This is a genomic window from Kribbella sp. NBC_01484 (assembly GCF_036227145.1).
Classification (GTDB): domain Bacteria; phylum Actinomycetota; class Actinomycetes; order Propionibacteriales; family Kribbellaceae; genus Kribbella.
The window spans coordinates 3812610-3833516 of the sequence record NZ_CP109437.1 but is presented as its reverse complement, the minus strand read 5'-3'; the positions used below and the strand labels follow the sequence as shown (position 1 = coordinate 3833516).

The following is a 20907-nucleotide window of genomic DNA, read 5'->3' as shown; positions in this document are numbered from 1 at the left end:
TTCCCCTCAGAAGTCGAAGTCCGACGCGAACGAACGCTTCAACGTGTAGACCGCCTTAGCGAAGACCCGCCACTGGTTCGTGTTGGGGATGCGCTCCTCGAGGCGGAACTCCACGGCTCGGTTGTTGTAGTCGCTCGACTCCTGGCTGAGCAGCATCCGCGCGCTCTGGTAACGGTCGCGCTTGTCGGCAGAGGTCTGGTCGAAGGTCAGGTTGACGACGTTCGAGATCAGGGTCTCCCCGACGTAGAGCCCGGCCCGGAGAGCGCGCGGCTGAACCTTGTCGCTGACCGGCTCGGTCTGGAACAGCCGGACGACGACCTGCCCGGTCGTGATCTTGTCGGACTCCGGCCAGACCTCGACGTTGACCAATCTGGTATCGCTCTTGCGCTTCTTGTTGACCGCCAGCACGGGGACCACGATCTCCTGGAGAGTCGCCCCACCGTGCACGAACCGTGAGCCACCGCCGGCCAGCCGAAGTCTGTGGATTGACTTGGGGATCTGGACCTCTAGATCGCTCTCAAGCCCGAGCTGAGCGGCGGCGAAGGTGGCGAAGGCGCTGTCGACCTTGAGGCCCTTGCCCAATACGAAGCGCCGGTTGACCACCTGGATGTCGTCGCCCTGCGGCTGAGTCGACAGGAACAAGGTGTCGACCAGGGCGTCGTCCTGGAACAGGAAGCCGTGGTCGGCCGTGATGAAGATGTTGGTGGCGTTGGCGTTGGCCAGCTTCTTCACCAGGTCGACGATGTCGCGCAGCGTATCTTCGACCGCCTCGAAGACCTGGCGCTCGGTGCCGGGCTTGTCACCGGTGGCGTCGATCCGGTTGTGGTAGACGTACAAGACTCGATTCGCCTTGTAGAGCTCGCGCCGCTCCTCGGCGTTGAGGGCCTTGAAGTCCTCGGCCTGGATCGCCGATCCACCGACCCCCTCCAGGATCTTGCTGCGGAAGGCGGTGTTGTTCGTCGGCTGGTCGTCGGCCAGCACGGTCTTGGCGTCAGCCGAATGCTTGAGCGTCGAGTGCGGCAGCAACGCCGCCATACCGAGCTGGGTATAGCTCGGCAGCACCCCGAGGACGGCTTCCAGGTTGGCGTCGAAGCGGTCCTCCTGCCGGATGAGCGAACCAAGCTCGTCGGCCACCTCGTAGCGCATCGCGTCGGAGATGATGACGACGGCCTTCTTGTCGCCGTCGCGTACCAGTGGCTCGACGTAGCGTGAGTAGAAGGCGGTCTGCGAGCGGAGCGCGGTCGAACGCCACCTGGCGGCCAGGTCGACCTGCTGCTGCCAAGCGTTGCCCAGCTCGTACACATACTTGTTGGTGTAGCGCTTCTCGACCTGCTCCCGCAGCGCTTCCAAAGGCTTCGGGTACTCGGCAGTGCGGGCGGCGAAGGTGAACTGACGATAGAGCTGGTCGATTCGGAACCACTCGCGTCGGTAGCGGTCTAACCCGTCGTCGAACGACTGGATGCTGAGGTTCAGGGAGGCCAGAACGCCGAGCACCTCCGAGGCGCAGGCGATGGCTGAGTAGAGCTGCTTATAGCCGTCGATCCAGACGCTACTCTGCCGCGCCCGCACCACCTCGGCTACCTCGCGCGGGGTGACGGTCTGCTCGGCGACTGCTCGTGCCAGGTCGCTAATGATCTTCTGGTCGGTCTCCTCAAACAGGTCGACACCGACCATGTCGCGGAAGCTCGCGTCCTCGATCTTCGACTTGTAGTCCAAATTGCCGGCCGCCCGCTTGGCTAGTGTCGCCATGGCTTCCTGGCTGCGCCGGTCATTTCGCAGGCTGGCAAAGTCGAGCTGGATATTCTGGAGACCGCCCGGGCGGTCGGACTTGAAGCCCTCGATGGCCCTGCCGAAAACCCACAGCACGAGGTCGTCAATGCTCGGCGAGGCTGACGCGTAGCCGTAGATTCGCTCCACGCCCTGCCAGTAGAAGCCATCGAGGCCGTAGTCGACCAGGGCGTCGTACTTGGCGTGCTGGCCCTTGGCGTTCTCGGTCAACAGCGTGCGCGTAATCTCCAGCAGGCTGTGCGAGTCCTTGAGACCAAGAACCACTGCGGTCATCTTGGCCCGCAGGTCGGTCGCATCGTCCTCGGGGTTGAGGAGTGCCTTGAGGCTCTGGACGCGCTTCGCCGCGTTGAAAAACTTCTCGTGCGCCTGGACGACCTCGTCTATGCCCTTGCCGACTAAGCCCAGATCCTGCGCCACCAGGGCGGTGCGGTCGGCTGTGAAGACCCCGTAGGCCAGCTCCAAGTCGAGCAACCAGTTCCCGATGCCGCTCGGCAGCGCGCCAGACCGATAGACGAGGAACTTGCCCTCCGGTTCGTCGTGCAGCAACCGGTTCTTGACGGCGAACTCGTCGTTGGCGACACGGATCGTCTGGGTACCCTGCAGCTCGAGACCGTCCAGATCCGCGGCGTACTGGCCATCCGGGTCGTGCCAGAAGACGACCCGGCGGCTATCGAACCATCGCAGCAGGTGCGGACGGACCGTCGCGGCGTCACTCATCGCGGGCCTCAATACCGACGATCTTCTTCAGGGCGGAACCGAACTTCGGGTAGTTGGCCTTCACGCCGTCATCGAGATCGATCGCGAGCTGACGGGAAGCAAGCGGGTACACCACGTCGTGCTCGTACTCCTCGAGCTCCAGCAACACCTTCCGCAGCCGGTCGGCCTCCTTCTGGGTGGCTGCCTGCTGACGCGGCGTACGCCCACCAGCAGCCAGGCGCTCCTGCTGCTGCAGGCTCGACGAGAGCTTGGCCCGGAACTCGCGCAGGTACTCGTTGAGCACGGTCGAGACCGTGGACGGCGTGTAGCGGTGCATGTAGATCAGGGCGTTGAACGAACCCTTGGGACTGGAGAACAGCCAGTAGATCGGGCGCTTCTTGTACCGCTGGACGTGGTCCTTGTAGAACGAGTTCACGAAGTAGTCGCGGATGTCCTTCACACCGAGCGACTCGGTGACGAAGCGGAGGTTCTCCTCGAAGTGTTGCTCTCCGAAGGCCACGCGCAGGAACGAACGGAAGCGAGCAACGATGTCGTCCTCGAACCAGTCGCCATCCACGATGGGGATGACGTTGTCCTTGTCCGGAGCGAACGTCGGGCCCGGCACCTTCGCCAGGTAGTCCTGCACCGTGGAGCCGTGATCGGCCAGGATGAGGCCCGGCTCATCGAGGCTGTACCGCCCGAACATGCATCCAACTGCATATGACACGAGTTCTCTCGCGGCATCCGAGAACGCTAGTGATCGCAGATCATGGGCGTTCTCCTCAGTCGGGTACCGCCACCTGACGTTGGCTCTAAGAGACACGCGCTCAATCGGCACGTCCGCACGGAGCTCTTCCGTCAGTCCGAAGGCCTCGATGAAGGACCTGTTGTTTGCTTCCTCCAAGCTGCGCACACGACCTGTCGCCGCCTCGCGGTCGTCCGCGACCCTGGCCCAATAGTCAGCAAGCACAACGGAGGTCCCGCCCCCCTGCGGCACCCAAGGGAGGGCTTCAAACTCCCATGACACTTCAGCCGTGTTCCAATCGGAACGGGCCAGCGATTCGAGCTCGACTACGGTCGAAACGTCGATGCTCCGCCAATCATCCGGGAGGGGGATGTTGCTGAGAGCCGCGATCCTGAAGTCAAGAGTCGGACTCAGCGCTCCGAGCAAGTGCCGGACCACGACGCTGTTGAGAAGTCCCAACAGGACCCAACGGGATGCCTCGTCGCCGAAGATGGAGGGCGCCGTCGAATCATACGCAAACCCAGCGGGATGCGCTCGGAGCGAAAAATCGGAAGTACTAATCCTACTCCACGCCAGAGACGGTTGGAAGAAGTACGCCTTTCCCCGCATGGGCGCACCATTGGTCGAGAGCGGGACGCCGTGATACGCGTGGATGCCCGCGCCTTCGGACCCCCAGTCAAGAACATATTCCTCGTTGCCCGACCACTTCCGAAACGGGCCGCCCTTCTTGTGGGGAACCCACCGCTCGGACTTCTCTTGGTTCCGCATCCGATCGAACGAGATCTTGCCCGCTTCAACCTCCCACCAACGTCTCAAGAAGAGATCATTATTTCCAGTGTTGATTCCTTCACGAAGCGTGGCGATCGTGCCCACAGAGGTCGCGCCGACGAATGCATCACGAGTTGCGTCCGAGAGCCAGAATGCAATCGGTGCCCCCGGGATCAAACGAAGGACGTTGGGCACAAGGATCGAATGGCGCTCGTTCAGCACCGGAAAGCTTGTTGGCACCCCCTGGGAATCGGTCTCGAAGTAGCGGATCGACTGAAAGCTCGCGCGGCAGTCGACATCTATCCCCTTCTTGATGACCGTGGCAGCCGTCCCGAAGTTGATCCCCATGCTCGTGCTGCCCTTGCCAACGTACGGCATGTGGACCATGTCCCTGATGGAAGTGCTCGTCAACAACTCGCCGCGCAGATCTGCGTAGGTGCGCAGGAACATCCACGACTCCATCGTCACCATTGCTGAGTAGCCAAGATGGTTGAGAAGGTCGAAAGAGCGTTCGATGAACATCGCAAACAAATCGGCTTTGGATCGCGGGTAAGACTCCTGCGCGAACGCGGAAACCTGTGGATCCATGTTCCCGCTGCCCATATACGGTGGATTGGCAACCACCACGGAGTAGCGAGGCGAGAGGTACTCGGCCTGAACAACGACCCGCTCCGCCCGATCGAGTACGTCCGCCAAGATGATGTCCCCGCCGTCATCAAGCTGAGCGACGTGCTGCTTGAGGCGAGTCGTCAGCTCGGGATCGGGCTGGATCAGTGACCCAAGGGTGTCGGCGTGCTCGAACTGGTTCCAGAAGGTCGACTCCGCATACCGATCACCGCCTCGTGTCAGCAGGAAGTCGATCTCGTCCGAGGTGAAGCGGATTGGGTCGAGGACGCAGACGTTTGGCTCGACCTGCTTGTTGAAGAACGTGCGCTGCCTGGCGCGGGCCTTCATGGTCAGGGCGAAGGCCGCGAGCGCCCCGGCTCGCGGGTCGATCTCCACGCCGTAGAGGTTGTTGGTCAGGATCAGACTGGGGATCTCGGCTGGGGCGTAGCCCTCTTCCTCGTAGATGGCGTAGAGCAGGTCGAAGGCATAGGTGAGCATGTGCCCCGATCCGCAGGCCGGGTCGACGACCTTGAACTCCTCGGGGCTGGTGATCTTCAGGAAGTCGGTCTCCTCGTCGACTGGCGGGATGTAGTACTGCATCTGGTCAACGAGTTGCGAGGCTGGGCTGTTGAGCATCCACAGCCGACCAAGGGAGTTCTCGACCAGGTAGCGGACGATCCAGTGCGGCGTGAACAGCTGGGTGGCTGCGGGGATCTCGTCAGCGCCGGCCTTCTTGTTCTTCTTAAACCCGGCGAAGACCTCGTCCTTCCGCTCGGAGATGTAGAACTGGTACAGCCAGCCGATCACCTCGACGTCCTGACAGACTTCCTTGGTGAGCACCCTGACCGCGCGGCTCGGCACGGAGTCGTCGGCCAGCAGGTTGGCCGGGATCAGCAGCTCGGTGAAGTCGCCCTCGCGCTCGAACATGAACGGCATGGCGCGGTTCCAATAGCGGCAGTAGTCCGCGAGCAGCAGCGCGTAGGCCTCGCCCTGAGCATCGCCGCTACGGCGGGTGCCGTTGAGCAGCGCCGTCACAATGTCGCGGGTCTTGCCCCCGACCACCGTGGCGTCGATGTTGCCGCGCTTTGCCGCGGCCAGGATCTCGGGCTGACCCGTCTCGACGCCGGCCTGCGGGGAGACGACGCCGATGCCGGTGTAGCCGTTGGCGTCCATGAAGCGCAGGGCGATGATCCGGTTGAACCAGGTGTAGGCGACCTTGTCGGCGACCGCCGCCTTACCCTTGTCGCCCCCACCGGCTGCGCCGACGGCCTTCTCCAGGGCGTCGACGGCCTTGGGCTGCTCTACCCGCTCGGGCGAGGCAGGAGCCAGCACAACGGCGATCCGGGCGGTCACCTCGCGGATGAGCGAGGTGCGCGCCCAGGTGGCGAACGACTTCAGCGGTGCGGTTTCCATCAGAGAGAGATTCGCTTTCCGTCGTTCAGGGTCTTCACGAGCACGGAGCGCAGGGCGTCGAGGTAGCGGTCGACGTCCGCCTCCGTCTCCAGCACCCCGGAGATGCCGGTAGCGGAGATGGTCTTGACCGACACGGTCTGCTTCGGCGGCGGTGGCGTACCGCCATCCCCGTCACCGTCCGCCTGCTGCGAGCCAGCCAGCTGGTCGAGCAGGCTCGGGTAGACGCTCTCCTCGAAGCTCGAGCCGGTCTCACGAATGAGGGCGACCTGGTTCTGGGTGCGGACGCGGGAGATCGTCTGGTCGACCCGGCGCAGCACACTCTCCTGAGCGTCAGGGGTCGCCTTGGCGCAGAAGGCGCTCTGCTCGATCTCGGCCTTGCGCCCCTCGATGGCCTCGACGACATCGGCGCGGTTGCTGGCAACGACCGCCTCGATCTGGGCGCGAAGCTGGTCGGTGGCCTGCTTGAGCTGGGCCATCTTGCTGCCGCGGAAGGCGTTCGGGTCGTCCAGGGCAGCACGCACCGTGGAGTCGCTGCCGGAGGGCAGGTAGCCGAGGTTGCTGCTGTGGGTGGTCAGCAGGGCAAGGGCATCGTCGTAGATCGCCTTCTGTCCGCCGCTGAGGAACGCCTGGATCGGGTCGACAGTGCTCTCCTTGGCGTCGAGCAGGTCGTCGCCAAGGTTGAAGTCGGTCAGATACCAGTCGTCGGACTTGCCGACCACCTGGTCGAGCAGATCGATCGGGGCGGAGAGCTGAGCGACGAACGGGTACTTGGAGCCGGCGACGGTCGCCTTGAGCTCGTCACGCTTGGCCTTCAGCTTGTCGGCGCCGTGCCGGGCGAGCTCCAGCGGGTCCTTGGGGGTGTTGCCTTCGTCGAAGAAGTCGGTGCAGAACTTGCGGAAGGCGGCGACCGTGCGCCCGTCGAAGGTCTTCTGTGGCGAGACCACGGCGTGGGCGTGCTTCTGGGTGTTGCGCAGCGCCGTGGCGACCTCGGAGCGCCTGAGGACGTTGCCGTCGACCGTCAGCGTGACCTTGGAGGTGCCAATCAGGTACGCGACCAGAACTTCGATCGAGCCCAGGTCCCAGCCGTAGGGCTTGGCCGTAAAGCTGTCGACGATGGTCTTGACCGTGATCTGCTCACCGAGGGCTTCCTTGCGCAGCACAAACGACAGCACCTCCTCCGCCGGCGCGTAGAGCTTGCTGGCATCAGCGGCGTCGAACAGCCCGCTGTCGGGGTTGGCTGCTCCGGCTACCTGCTGCTCGCTGTACGTCCTGCCGTCGAGCAGCTTGAGCTGGGTGTAGGTGCGGCTGATCAGGTCCTGGAAGCCGTCGGCTACTCGGACCAGTGCGTCCTGCGAGCTGGAGGTGATGTCGGCGGCGTTGATGACCAGGGTGGACTTACCCACCGAGGCCTTGACCCGCTCGATCAGCTCCTTCTCGCGGTCGATGTTCTGCGCACCCTTGGTCTGCAGGATCTGGCCCTCGACGGCCGAGATCGAGGTGCTCTGCTTGCGCTTGATGTACTTCTCGGTCTTGATCAGCAACCGCAGGTCCGACAGAACCCGGGCGTCCGGCTCGAGGATGATCCGAAGCTCGTCCTTGCCCGCACTGTGCATGCGGATCTCTTCGGGCGAGTACGGGTACTCCGGCGAGATGAAATGGACCGCCAACTCCTTCTGGGAGCCGTGCGCCTGGTCGTCCAGCTTGAAGCCTAACGGGAAGTCCTGCCCGTTCTTGGCGTAGCGGAACTTGTTGGTCTTGATGACGTCGCCGGACAGGATCTTAAACAGCCGGCCACTGACCTCGGAGGCGTCGATTTCGACGTTCTTGATCTCCTCCTCGATGACCTGCTCTTCGTTGGTCAGGTACTCATAGGCGTTGCCGTTGCGCTCGATGTAGGTCTGGGTCTCCAAAACGGTCAGCGCCTCCTTGACCTGCTCAGACAGAGCCGGAAGGTCGAGGCCGAAACGGTCGTAGACCAGCACCGTGAGGTTGCGCGGGGTCGCCTGGAAGCTCTCGACGTACTTGACGAGGAACAGCGCCTTGAGGAGGCGGACCGCCAGCGGATTGTCGAGGTTGCGCTCGGCGACGTCGATCGAGCGCTGAGCGGCCGACTTCAGCGAGGCGCGGATGCCGGCGAACATGCTGTCGAAGGTCGCGAGCTGGCCGACTACGACATTGCCGATGTCCTTGGCGACCTGCTGAACGACGCCGAGCATCGAGCGCTCACCGACCGAGCTGTTCCGTCCCTCAAAGACGTTGTGGTCCGAAATGCCCTCGATCGCGGCCTGGAAAAGCGGGAACTGGTAGCTGACGAACGGGTAGGTCCCGACGAAGTGGGCCTCGTCGGTGTAGTTGCGGTAGGTCTTGGCCCCGTCGACGAAGTCGAACAGCATCTTGAAGTTGGCGTGCTGGCCGGCGTAGATCTTGCTCAGCGAGGCGGCGCCCGCATCGTTCTTCTCCAGTAGACGCTTGCGGATGACCTCCTCGACGTCCGCGCTGGTCAACTTCAGGCGGATCTTGAACCGAGCCTGGATCTTTGAGAAGTCGTTGCCCTGCTGCCTGGTGCGGTCACCGATGACCTTCTCCATGTCCTCCTGCGAGGTCACCAGCACCCAGGCCCGGCCAGAGCACTTGGTGTTGAGCGACTCGGCGATGGTCTGCAGGTTGAGCATCAGCTTGGTGTCCGAGCCGATGAACTGGCCGACCTCGTCGACGAAGAAGTTCAGGCGGAAGCTCGGGGCGCCCTGCTTGTCCAGCCACGCCTTGACCTCGTCCGCGAAGTCCTCGATCGAGACCGAGTACGACGCGCTGTACTGCTTGATGATGCCGTCGGCCATCCCATTGTTGACCTCGGCGAAGGCGCGGTCGATGCTCGGGCCTTCCAGGGCGCTCTGCTCACGCCCCTGAACCCAGGGGATGCCGGCGATGCGCTCGAACGCCTCCTTGAACGCCTCGTACTGTCCCCGGCTGTCGAGGTCGCGCTCGAACCGAGCGACGTGTCCCTGGTTGCCGTAGTAGCCACAGCTCTCGTCGAAAACCTTGACGAACACCTTGAGCAAGGCGTCGGTCTGGTCCTTGCTGATCAGGGTGGCCTTCTGGTCGATGTTGAACAGCAGGCTCTTGGCTGGGATGCGGTCTGCCTTGTTGAGCAGGCCGGGCAGGAAGGCATCCGGGCTCTTGGCCCGGAAGCTGTCCGAGACGTTCTGACGCGGGTAGTCCTGGCCTTCGACGTCGCCCAACAGGTGGGCGAGCATCTTGAGCATGTGCGACTTGCCGGAGCCGAAGAAGCCGGAGATCCACACGCCGTTGGCGTTGGTGTAGGAGGTGTACTCCTCGAGGAGGATCTCCAGACCCTTGGCGGCCTCGTTGGTCAGGACGTACTCCTCGACCTCCGTACCCAGGTGCGCGACGTCATCAGCCTTGATGACGCCTTCGATCGGGCGCTGGATGTCCTTGGCGAAGATCTCGCTGAGCAGCATCGAGCTCATGCCTCCTGTTCCAGGATGTTCTTGGCTCGGTAGTACTGGTCGTCCTTGAGCCGACCGAACAGCACGAGCGACGACCCCAACGTGTCGGACTGCTCGTAGCGGCCCGGGAAGTACATGAGCATCGGCTTGCCCTTGACCACCGACTGCAGGTTGTTCAGCACGTTGTGCGAGCGGATGTACGGAAAGACCTCACCGATGCCGGTGAGGAAGAAGATGTCGAAGTCCGCCTGCGCGAGCCGGTCGCGGATCGCTGGTGCGATGTGCAACTGCGGGTCGAGCATCCCCTGGAGCGTCTCGCGGAAGTCGTCCTTGTCCTGGTCCTGCTCGATCGCCAGGACCCGGTCCCACACGCCTCGCTCCTCGAGGAGCTGGACCGACAGGTCGTACAGGTTGATCTCAATCGCGGTGATCCCCGCGTTGGACAGCCGGTTCTTGATCCGCTTCTTGGCCGCTGCGACGGCTAGCGCGTCCTCCTGCGGGTACGGGTAGATGAAGAACGGGACCTCGTTGCTCAGGCCCTCCATCTGCAGGAAGCGCCGGCCGCTGAGCACAGCGAACAGGTGCTCCTCCTGCTCAGGCAGAGTCTTCGGAATCACAAAGCATCCCCCCGCCCGTCGGTCTGCTGGGTCGGGAAGAATCGCAGGTCAGTCGGTATGCGAGCACTCAGTACGGCGGCGACTCGCTCGGACAACACGGCGGGCACGATGTACCCCGCCTCCGACAGCAGCTCGGCCTCCTGCAGCATCTTGAACACGTTTGACCTCAGCCTCTGCAGGGTCGAGCCCTTGATCTCGGCCAGTTCCTCGTGCCATAGCGCCTTGGTCCGGACGAAGCTGTCGAAGTCCTGGTAACCCAGCGTCGAGGCGAGAACAAGGAACCGCTCCCGCAAGACCTCCTCGGCGAACTCGCCGATCAACTCGTAGCGTCGGCAGGCGGCGGCCCACATGAGGTACGCGCGCTCGGAAGCCGCCGCATCGATCAGGAACTCGACCTCCTCGTCAGCCAGCGCAGAGAGCCGCTTCACCGTCTCGCGAACCAGACGGATCCCCGAGCTGTAGGTCCGCGCCTGCAGGAGGTTGCCCGCCACGGCAAGATCCCGGACCCGCTCCCAGTCGTGCTGCTCGATGTACAGGGGTGCGAGCAGCGCGGCCTCACGCGCCAGGAGAGCGCCCGTCGTGAACGAGAGCGCGTATCGCCGAGGTACTGCCGCCAGTGCGTCGTTCATCGGTCCCGCCTCTCCGCATCTTGGCAAGTCGTTCAAGCTATCGCCAGCCCACTGGCACCCATGGATACTCACGCGCCGTTGGCAGTGGCACCCTCGCCCGACGAAGCTGCGCTACCCGTTCGGACCCACTCGTCGACCTCACTCGCCTGGAACTTCCAAAGCCGACCCACCTTGTGGGCGGGCATACCCTTCTCCGCGATCAACGCGTAGACCGTGTCCTTCGTGACACCGAGGTGGGCCGCAATGTCGTCGGCAGAGAGCCAGGGGTCAGACACGAGAGGGACCTCCAGCCGACTAGTGGTACGGAGCGCAGTGCGTCCCCGGTGATACCGAAGGAGACCCCGCTTCACCTGGTTTCACCGAGTATTGCAGGTAACACCATGTCCCAGACAGTCTGGTCCGGTCGCCGCAAGTCTCAAGGGTGCTTGGCGCGCTCCCGGAGGCTTCAGCACCGCCGGAACCAGCGGCGGCGGTCGGTTAGCTCGTCGCCAAGAACCGGGCGACGGTCGAAGTGAAGGGATCGTCGGGGGCCCGCAACCAAGTTCGCTGAGACCAGCCAGAGCTGCCGGCCATGTACGCACCGAGCGTTCTGCGCACGGGCCGGCGCCAGCCCACCGAATGGATCGGCGGCCACCAAGCTAATGGCGTCGCCGATCCGCGTCACGGCCGTCTCGCCCAGGCCGACCTTGGAGAGCAGTTCCCGCACAGGCGGAGCGCCGCCCCTGGCCCCAGCCGAATTCACCACCTGTCACCCCCATACATCTCGTACTCAGGGCTTGCTCCATCTCGAGGTCGGCCAGACGAAGTGCTTCCTTCCCATGATCCGGACGCCCCAGTTCCGCCACGCCCGACCTTCGATCGCTCGCAGTCTGGCTGTCGAGGCCCCGACGGCGCAGCGTCGACAATGCTGGCAATCAGGTCGATCGCCCGACGACTCTGGCCACGCCAGTTGGCAATGAGGACTGCGTCCCGCGCGACCATGCCTCAAGGTCGGGGTCGCCAACGAGTTCGGCATACGTACGCGCCGACCGCGCCCGCTCGTCCGCGGCATCCCACCCCGCCAAGTCAACGAGACGACCGAGAGCAGCCCACAAGCTTGCCCGGCCACTTGGTAGAGCTGCGAGGTCTGTGCCGCTCGCCGAGTCTTCTCGAGCAGCAAGTACGCGACATTGCGGATGTGCCATGCGTTGGTCAGGAGCTGCCACGGTGGATAGTTTTGGTAGTCGCGGGCAAGCTCAAGAACGGACTCCTGGAGCAACGAAATACCTGTGGAATCGACGGTTCCGGCGATTCGGGCCGCGTGTTCGAAACTCTCGTGGGCGGCCATGACTGCCGCTGCCTCCAACGATTTGACTTCAACGGACAGGCCGGGCGCGGCCGAAAGAATTCCACTCGGAGATTCGGCGTGATCTGCGCGTCAGAGAAGCGCGCTTCGAAGGAATCCACACCAACCGGACGGGTCAACTGGACCTGTGGCTGTAGTCTGAGTGGCCGCTCCCGGTGGCGGTCAAGCTGGCGCCCTCCAGCGTTCCGCAGGCTCTCGTCGACTGGGTCAGCCGCCAACTGAGAGATTCACTCCAGAAGTGCACACGGCGCGGCTTTGTCCTGATCAAAGCCTGACGGCGACCCGGTCTGACCGTGCTGTAACGGTGTGGGTACTACAACGATGATGATGACGTGGTGCGCGGACCGTGCAGCACGCTTGCGGCGATGACCGGAGGCCGCGCCGGCTGATGTAGTCCGCGACCGCGCCTTGTCGGTGATGCCGGGTACGGTGTGGCGAAGATTTGCCAGGGGTGGATGAATCTGGGGGAGACAGTGGATTCACAAGGAGTGGGCTCGACCGTGCCGGACGGGTCCCTGAACGATCGAGCCGCGCGGATCTTCGAATTCCTGGTCCAGCTGCAGCGGCTGCGGACGAGAGTGGTGCGCTCGGTCGACGCCTACCGCTCGGTGATGTGGTTCGGCCAGCTGCCGTTCGTCGAAGGCCTGCAGTTCGGGCAGGAGACCGACCCGGGCGTGTGGCTGACGATCGACCGTATCGAGCGAGTTCCGCCTCCGTCGCCACCGGACCTGCTTCGGCCGTGGATCACCGAGCGGTCGCTGCGTGACTCCGCGCAGACACTCCCGTCGTTGAGTGGGGTCGCGGCGCGGGCGGTTCAGGTCGTCACCCCTGAGGGCGATCTGGAAACCGTGACCGAGGAGTTGCTGCTCGAGGACCATCCCGAGGTAGCCGACGCGTTGAGGGAATGGGCCCCGGTTTGGCAGGCATGGGCGACGGATGATCAGCCGAGAGCTGCTATAGGCGAGGCGTACCACCATCTCTACGCGATGTACCAGGATTCGAGAGCTCTCGCCGAGACCTACGAGATCGTCCTTGGCTTCGGCTGCCTTGTCACCACGTCCGGCGGCCAGGACGTTCGGCGGCATCTCGTCACGACGGCAGCGACGATCGAGCTCGATCTCGACTCCGGGCGCCTGACTGTCGTGCCGTCCCCGGACGCACGGCCGCCCGCCCTCGAGGAAGACATGTTGGACCCGCAGGACACAGCGTCGGACGAGCTCCGTCAAGCGATCCGTGCTGGTCTTCAGAGCCTTGATGATCCCTGGGCCAGTGAACCCGATGGCGTGAGCAGCCTGCTCCGCTCCTGGGTGAATGGATCCGGGCCCGACGCTGCCTTCGTTCCTGACATCGCTCCTCCGGGCGGCCACGCCGGCCCGGACGGGCCGTCCGTCACGTTCGCGCCCGCGCTGATACTGCGTGAACGAACCAAGAGGTCGTTCGTCGCTGCCTGCGAGCAGATCATCGCCATGCTGCGCGCAGGTGTGGACGTGCCCTCAGGCGTACGGCAGTTCGCTGAAATCACCGACGGTCGCGTTTTCGACGCCGACCAGCATTCCTGGGAACAGGCCTACGCCGACGAGGAGGTGTACTTTCCGAAGGCGGCGAACGACGAACAGCGCCAGATCCGGGACCGGTTGGCCGACCATCAGACGGTGGTCGTCCAGGGCCCACCGGGGACAGGCAAGACGCACACGATCGCGAACCTGATCAGTGACCTCCTGGCCCACGGGCAGCGGGTTCTCGTCACCAGCACGACCACTCGCGCGCTAACCGTGCTCAAGGAGAAGTTGCCGAGCGACATCAGCGATCTCTGCGTCAGTGTCACCGACGACGCCGTAAAGGGTCAGGCCGATCTCGAGCAATCGGTGACGACCATTCTGGATCAGGCTGACCGATGGAACTCGACAGGTGCGGAGCGCGAGGCCGCGGACCTTCGGCGGCGTCTGGCAGATGCCCGCGATCGAGAGCAGACGGCCCTGACGGAGCTGCGCACAATCCGAGAGCTGGAGACCTACGTCTACGCGCCCGACGTCGGCGACTACTCCGGAACTTTGCAGGAGATTGCCGAACGCCTGGCAGAGGAAGAGAGCACATCGGAATGGCTTGGCCGGGTCACGTCGGACCAGCCTACTCTGAGCATGGCGGATGTGAGCCGATTCCTGGATCTGTTACGTCGAGCGACACGTGAACTGCGCGCATTGACCGGAACTGTCCCACAGCTCGGCGAGCTCGTGCCGCCGGCCGAGTTCGAGCAGCTTGCGGAGCGTCGTAGCGAGTTGAATGCGCGTGAAGCGGACTTGACCGAAGCCCGTGGTACGGACGAGTTTCTCGCGCTGGCCAACACGCAGGCGTCCGAGCGCGAGCAGATTCGCCGGGGACTGGGCGACCTGAGCCATCGTCGCCGCGAACTTGAGCGCCGCAACGAACCATGGATCGCCGAGGCCCTGCGTGACATAACGGGCGGCCGGGATCGCATGTGGCGACACCGACAAGAAATGACCGCTGTCGGCATCGACAGCGGTCAGTCTTGGCTCACGGGTGTTGATGGAAGAATAGTCGCGGGACTCGATGCGCTTGACTTCGGCGAGGCCGTGGGGCACGCCTCGGCGCTGTTCGATCACCTCAGCCAGGGCGGCAAGCTCAAGGGTCTGCTTGGACGCTCGAAGATCGCCAAGGCGGCTTCACCCTTCCTCGATCAGGTCCGTGTCGACGGCCGCGAGATCGAAGATCTGGACCACCTTCGGCCGGCGCATAGTCAAGCGATGGTCGAGAAGCTGTTGGCACCCCTGGAAGAGATGTGGGGCTACCGACAGCCGCACACTCTGCCGCAGGCCCAACGGATCGCCGTACTCGCGGACGAGAACAAGCTCCTCGCCGATGTCTTGTCCTTTGCCGATGCGGTCGTCGCACTCGGGCGACGCCTGCAGGCAGTGCCGGCGATGCCTGCCGTGGACCTGAACAGTACCGACGAGCTCACGCGCTTATTGTGGGCGCTGGATGCCCTGGATCTGATGTCGCTTCAGGTGGATGTTCGAGCTTCGGTGGACCGGACGAGGAGAATCCTGGTCGATCTGGCATCGGCACCAGGCTCGGTCGCGGCCGTCCGGCGAGCCGCGGATGCCCTCGGAGGTTGGGACCCGGCCGAGTACCGGGCGGCGTTCCATGCTCTGGAAGCAGCCCACGAGGCGAACTCGATTCTGGTGCAACTGGGGCATTTGCAACACAAAGTGGCAGCTGCCGCGCCGGATCTCGCCGTACGCATCGAGGAGACTAGATCGGATCTGAGCTGGGACGAGCGGCTGCCGAGGCTGTCCGAAGCATGGGCCTGGTCCGTGTGGGACGAGCGGTTGCGCGCCAAGACCGATCCGCTGGCCGAGCAACGATGGCGGGCGTCGCTCGATGCCGCGGAGGTGGATGCGCGGGCGGCGTTGGAGCGACTCGCGACCAACAGAGGTTGGGCACATGCACTGAGGCGGCTTACGCCGAGAGAGTCCACTCACCTAAAGATGTACGCCCAAGCTGTGCGCAAGGCGGGCAAGGGTACCGGGAAATACGTGAACAGGTATCGCGAGGACGCCCGTAAGAGCCTCCAGGAATGTCAGGGCGCAGTCCCTGCGTGGATCATGCCGATGCACCAGGTCTTCGACACCGTGCCAGTCGATCGGCCGAACCTGTTCGACGTCGTTATCGTCGACGAGGCCAGTCAGTCCGGACTCGAAGGACTGCTGTTGTCCTGGTTGGCACCTCGCATGGTGGTCGTCGGAGATGACAAGCAGGTCAGTCCGTCCAACGTCGGGCTGGACCACGAGGCAGTCTTCACCTTGCAGGACCGCTACCTGGCGCCGCTGGAGCACAAGGCTTTGTTCGGCCCGCTCAACAGCTTCTTCGACCAGGCGGTCGGTATGGCCTCGCGCATCATGCTCCGCGAGCACTTCCGCTGCATGCCCGAGATCATCGGCTTCTCTAACGAGCTCTGCTATCACGGCGCACTTGTGCCTCTGCGGCAGTACGGCGCGGACCGGCTACCACCGCTGCGCACTACCTACGTCAAGGGTGCCGTAGTGTCAGGCCGCCGGGACGTCGTCAACGAACCCGAAGCCGAGGAGATCGTCGCTCAGATCGAGAAGTGTTGTGCCGATCCGGCGTACGACGGCAAATCCATGGGCGTCATCAGCTTGCTCGGACACGCGCAGGACAAGCTCATCATGCAGCGGCTGGTGGATGCGCTGGGAGTCCGTGTCGTCGAGCAGCGAAAGCTACGCGCCGGCAACGCTGAGGCATTCCAAGGCGACGAGCGAGACGTCATCTTCATCTCGATGGTGTCGAGTCTGCAGTCGACCAGCGGCCCGGCCCGGATCGGGACTCTCAGCAAAGAGTCCGATCAACAGCGCCTCAACGTCGCCGCATCGCGGGCGAGGGACCAGGTGTGGCTGTTCCACAGCGTTCAGCCGGGAGATCTGTCCGGCAAGGACCTGCGTCAGCGTTACCTGCGATACCTGCTCAAGCCCTTGGCTGAGCAGGATGCCCTCGACATCGGCGACGTACTGCCGGATCGCCGACACTCGGCTTTTGACAGCTTGTTCGAACAGCGCGTCTTCCTCGCCGCTCGCGAGCGCGGATTCCGCGTCCGTCCCCAGGTCAAGGTCGGCGGTTACCGGATCGATCTAGTCATTGAAGGCGGGACCCAGAGACTGGCCGTCGAATGTGACGGCGATGCATTCCATGATGGTGAAGCAGCCTGGGACGACGCAGCCCGGCAGCGGGACCTCGAGCGGGTTGGCTGGACGTTCTGGCGCATCCGAGGGAGCGTCTTTTTCCGGGACCCGGAACAAGCCCTCGAGCCACTCTGGGAGCTGCTGGAGAAGCTGGAGATCCAGCCGACCTGGGGACAGCCGACTACCGAGGACACGACTGCTACACATGTCGCGGTCGAGGCGCCGGCGGTGCCCGTCAGCAGAGCCGCGGACGACTTGCTCGATGAGTACTCGCCTGGGGGCGACTCGAGCGAGGCAACGACGACCGTCTCGCCGGCCGCATCAGTGCAGACCGTCTTCCAGCAGCCCTCGATGGCGGATCGCCGGGCGCAGCGATTCAGCAATGGCAAGATGCTGTTGTCGTCGGCCGCGCGGAGAAGGGTTCGAGATGAGGCGGCAGCCATCGAGGAATGGCTGGCCGATCCGCCTCCTGTCCGCGCCGTGGACGGACGGTCGCACGACGTCGAGGTCGCGAACCGAGAGCAACATCGTGACGACCTGGACGCCCGGCTCCACTATCTCGAGCGGGTATTGTCACAGTCAATCGTGGATCCATCGAAAAACGGCGGCTCGTGGGTTACACCCGGCTGCATCACCTGGCTGCAGTACCCCGGCGAGGACGACGTCGACCGCTTATTCGTAACCATCATGCCGCATGCCGACGGAGTTCCGGCGGATACATCACCGGTCAGTCCACTCACTGATCTCGCCCAGGCCATCGAAGGCGCCCAACCTGGAGACACCGTCCACTTCAACACACCACGAGGCATCCAGCAGGCTGTGGTAGTCGAGGTTCAGGACTGAGCGAAGTCCCCCGCGATTCATGAAAATGCTCGGAGGCCAACTGCGGGTTATGTCGGTCCGATGTGAGTTCCATAATCGCCAGCCAGACGCAATGGGCTAGGAGGATAAGTTGCTCTAGGACCTGGTGGCGGTTCACGGCATGCTGGGCCTGACACTTGATCGGCGCACCTTGTTTGCGCCAGCATGATGAGGAGCGAGATGAAAGCGGATGCACTCAGCCCACGACAGTTGTTCGACGGGAAGATGCACTACGAAATCCCCGCATTCCAGCGCCCGTACGTGTGGAATGAAGAAGACCAGTGGGCGCCGCTGTGGGCCGACATAGTCCGAGTTGCAGAGAGCCGGGTCGTCGCCGGCGAAGGCCAGCCGACGGTACCTCACCACTTTCTGGCCGCGGTCGTCTACGAGTCGAAGCCCGCCGGTGGTCGGCGACGTCACCCGACATCTGGTCATCGACGGCCAGCAACGCACGACAACCCTTCAGTTGATGATCGACGCAGCTCAAGCCGTCATCGCCGAGCGCGGACACGACCTGTTGGCCGAGGATCTCGAGGAGTTGATCCTCAACAAGTCTTCGGCGTTCAAGGGAAGGCCCGAACGCTTCAAACTCTGGCCGTCGCGCCACGACCGCATGGCGTTCGCGCAGGCCATGGACCCCCAGGCAGGCTGGGTTGGCGAGCACCGAATCTTGGCAGCTCACGAGTTCTTCCGTGCCGAAGCCCGCACTTGGTTGACCGGCACGCCCGATGCTGACGGCAAGGAACCACCCGGCACAGAAGCTGATCGAGCTGGAGCATTGTCCGCGACGCTCCAGAACGGATTGTTCCTGGTTGCGATTAACCTGGCCGGCCATGACGACGCACAGTTGATTTTCGAGACCCTGAACGATCGCGGCACCCCCTTGCTGAAGGCCGACTTGATCAAGAACTGGGTCTTCCAGCACGGCGAGAAGGTTGGTGCCGATGTCGAGCGGTGGCCTGAAACCCACTGGGTGGACTTCGATGACGACTGGTGGCGAGCCGAGATCAGTCAGGGCCGCCACTCTCGCTCGCGAATCGACATCTTCCTGCAGTACTGGCTCACAATGCGTCTGTCCGACGAGGTCAAGACCGAGCATGTGTTCCGAGTCTTCACTGAGTACACGGGACCGCTCATGATGGACTCCGTAGGGGCCGAGCAACTGCTTGGTGAACTACGCAAGGATGCTGACACCTATAGGGCATTTGTCCAGCTTGATGAGGACACTGCTGAGGGAGCCTTCTACAATCGCGTCATCGAGACGATGGAGCTTGCCGCGACGAGCCCTCTACTCATGTGGATGTTGTCGGAGAATCACCAAGTGCCAGCCGGCCAACGCACGGTCGGGCTCAACGCGCTTGAGAGCTGGGTCATCCGCCGCACCCTCCTTCGACTCACCATGAAGGACATCAACCGGATGATGGTGACGATCCTGAAGCTCTTGGACAGGAGCACGGTCATAACCGCTGGCGACACGGTCCGGAGCTTCCTTGCCTCGCAAACCGCCGATGCCCGAGTCTGGCCGACAGACGACGCGATGAAGGCTGATCTCCCCGCGGTTCGGCTGTACGGAAATGTCCGGCAGGCACGGCTCCGGATAGTCCTTGGGGCGGTCGAGCAATTGCTCCGAACCGAGCGGCATGAGGCGGTTGCCTTACCTCCGAAGTTGGAAATCGAGCACGTAATGCCTCAGAAGTGGCACACCTATTGGGACCCGGAGCCAAAGCTCACACCTGAGGACGCGACGGCTCGGGACAGGCGGATCAACACGCTGGGTAACCTCACCTTGGTCACCAAGAGTCTCAACGGGTCGCTGTCGCACCGACCCTGGACGGACAAGGAAGCTGACGGGCTCAAGGCTGGCGGCGACGCGAACCTCGGAAAGCGCAGCCTCCTCGACAAATACAGCCTGCTCGTCTTGTCGAAAGACCTCATCCACAATCACCCCGATGCTTGGACGGATGCAGCCATCGAGGCCCGGGCCATTGAGCTGACGGCGTACATCTGCGACGTCTGGCCCGGGCCACCTGCTGGTGTCGCACCGATGGACCTTACTGTTGAAGTCGTAGGCTCGCCCGACATGGCGAGACTGCAAGAAGTCCCGTGGGCGGAGGCCGACCTCTCCGATTTCGCTGCATCTTCGACCGACTTGACTCTCGAATTTCTTGACTACGTCGCTGCGAACAAACCCGGCATGCTCTTCACAGGCGCGGATCTTGAAAATCAGGGGTACGTCGTCGACCAGATCTCTGGCATCAGTGGTGCCATGGCGCGCAAGGTCTATCAGAACTACGGCAGATCGAACCCACCGATTGAGTTCATCAAGGCCAACGGCCGCTGGCACTACCGCATGCATCCTGAGGCTGCCGAGCGGTGGCGGACACTCCGCAATCTCATCAATACAACTGAGACGGTTGAGCCACAACCCGACTCGCGGCCACCTGCTGGCCAGCAGGTGGTACACACGGGGAAGTATGAGCCGCTGTGGCGCTGGCTCCGGAATTTCGACGGGCGCGAAGCCCGTCTGACATTCTCGGAGATCGAGCAAATCCTTGGATTCTCTCTACCCGACTCCAGCCGAAATCACCTGCCCCACTGGTACAGCTACGAAGGCAGTGCCGTCGCTCGGGCGATCATCGATGCTGGTTGGAAGGCGACACAGGTCCAGCTTGCAGCGGAGACAGTTACCTTGGTTCGCGTCGACTACTGATCCCTGTTCCACGATGACTCCGCAGCGTCGCACTCAAACTTTCGAGGGGAGCAGCCCTGTCAGCGGCCCACGACGAGGCTGAACGGTCTCGGCGGCCGCCAATGATGAGCCGGACTGGATGTACTTCTACGGACACGCCTGGTTCACCGCCCAGCGAGGCAGAACTTGAACTCGGCCTCGGAGAGTCGGCTGTATGCCTGCATGGCCAAGCCTTGGACGGCGTGCCAGCGAACCCCCGGAGCGACTGCGCTTGGTACCCCGCGTAGCTTGCGAACGCTCACTCCGTCGCCGGTAACCTCGACGCCGCGTCCGACCTCGTAGGCCAAAGCCGCCCCAGACTCGCTCGCCCTCAATCGGTTAGCGATGGGCGAAATGCGAGAGGTCGCGGCAGCCATAAGCGCCCGGCTTCCCGTGCAGGCCGCCACCTCTCGGACGCCATAAGCGCCCGGCTTCCCGTGCAGGCCGCCACCTCTCGGACGCGCTTCGAATGACATCAGGACGCTACTCGCGGGGACCGCAAGCCACTGACCGCTTTACTGACCGGAAT

8 protein-coding genes and 1 pseudogene are annotated in these 20907 nt (G+C 63.5%); 3 read left to right on the top strand and 6 right to left on the bottom strand.

All coding sequences use genetic code 11. The annotated features are described in order from the left end of the window. Positions 1–6: 6 nt before the first annotated feature. From pglZ to OG555_RS18900, 6 genes are all read right to left on the bottom strand, one after another. Complete coding sequence (gene pglZ, locus OG555_RS18925) at positions 7–2505, bottom strand: BREX-1 system phosphatase PglZ type A (RefSeq protein WP_329484228.1); 2499 nt, start codon at positions 2503–2505, stop codon at positions 7–9. Continuing rightward, a complete protein-coding gene (gene pglX, locus OG555_RS18920) occupies positions 2498–6016 on the bottom strand; it encodes a BREX-1 system adenine-specific DNA-methyltransferase PglX (protein ID WP_329484227.1) in 3519 nt (1172 codons plus the stop codon). Before pglX ends, pglZ begins: the two co-directional genes overlap by 8 nt. Next, on the bottom strand, positions 6016–9504 hold the full coding sequence (gene brxC / locus OG555_RS18915; RefSeq protein WP_329484226.1) for a BREX system P-loop protein BrxC: 3489 nt from the start codon (positions 9502–9504) through the stop codon (positions 6016–6018). The genes pglX and brxC overlap by 1 nt, the downstream gene beginning before the upstream one ends. After that, positions 9501–10100 carry a DUF1788 domain-containing protein gene (locus tag OG555_RS18910; protein ID WP_329484225.1) on the bottom strand — a complete coding sequence of 200 codons (600 nt, stop codon included), beginning with the start codon at positions 10098–10100 and terminating at the stop codon, positions 9501–9503. Before OG555_RS18910 ends, brxC begins: the two co-directional genes overlap by 4 nt. Next, entirely contained in the window at positions 10097–10729 is a 633-nt protein-coding gene (locus tag OG555_RS18905) for a DUF1819 family protein (protein WP_329484224.1), read from the bottom strand. The genes OG555_RS18910 and OG555_RS18905 overlap by 4 nt, the downstream gene beginning before the upstream one ends. 68 nt (positions 10730–10797) lie before the next feature. Next, positions 10798–11004: a helix-turn-helix domain-containing protein gene (locus tag OG555_RS18900; protein WP_329484223.1), complete on the bottom strand. Its 207-nt coding sequence runs from the start codon at positions 11002–11004 to the stop codon at positions 10798–10800. Positions 11005–12529: 1525 nt separating this feature from the next. Between OG555_RS18900 and OG555_RS18895 the strand changes: the two genes are divergently transcribed. The 3 genes and pseudogenes from OG555_RS18895 to OG555_RS18890 all read left to right on the top strand — a co-directional run bounded on the left by OG555_RS18895 (position 12530) and on the right by OG555_RS18890 (position 20360). Further along, positions 12530–17632 (top strand): AAA domain-containing protein, encoded by a 5103-nt coding sequence (locus tag OG555_RS18895; protein ID WP_329484222.1) that lies wholly within the window; start codon positions 12530–12532, stop codon positions 17630–17632. 183 nt (positions 17633–17815) lie between these two features. Next, positions 17816–17980: pseudogene (locus OG555_RS42875) on the top strand (GmrSD restriction endonuclease domain-containing protein); the annotation flags it as partial. A 73-nt stretch (positions 17981–18053) separates the two neighbouring features. Further along, positions 18054–20360, top strand: coding sequence for a DUF262 domain-containing protein (locus tag OG555_RS18890; RefSeq protein ID WP_329484221.1), 2307 nt, complete (start codon positions 18054–18056; stop codon positions 20358–20360). The last annotated feature ends 547 nt before the right edge of the window (positions 20361–20907 follow it).